The sequence below is a fragment of the uncultured Cedecea sp. genome, assembly GCF_947498825.1.
Classification (GTDB): Bacteria; Pseudomonadota; Gammaproteobacteria; order Enterobacterales; family Enterobacteriaceae; genus JGM124.
Genome location: NZ_CANMLV010000096.1, coordinates 1 through 233, shown reverse-complemented (window position 1 = coordinate 233; position 233 = coordinate 1). Strand labels below are relative to the sequence as shown.

Below are 233 nucleotides of genomic sequence, written 5' to 3'. Positions count from 1 at the left end.
GAAGCCGCCAAGGCCCTGAATGCTGAAATCGCCAGCCTGAAGCAGCAGAACGCCCAGCTGCAGGCCGGAGAGAAAGAGACCGTTGCTGCCCTGAACAAGAAAAATGCCGATCTGACAGCCGCTGCCGCTGCCGCACAGAAAAAGCAGGATGAGGCCGCCAAGGCCCTGAATGCTGAAATCGCCAGCCTGAAGCAGCAGAACGCCCAGCTGCAGGCCGGAGAGAAAGAGACCGT

The 233-nt window shown here is 60.1% G+C and carries 1 pseudogene; it reads left to right on the top strand.

From position 1 onward, the window contains the following. A pseudogene (locus Q1A40_RS23080) lies at positions 1–233 on the top strand (cell envelope biogenesis protein TolA); the annotation flags it as partial.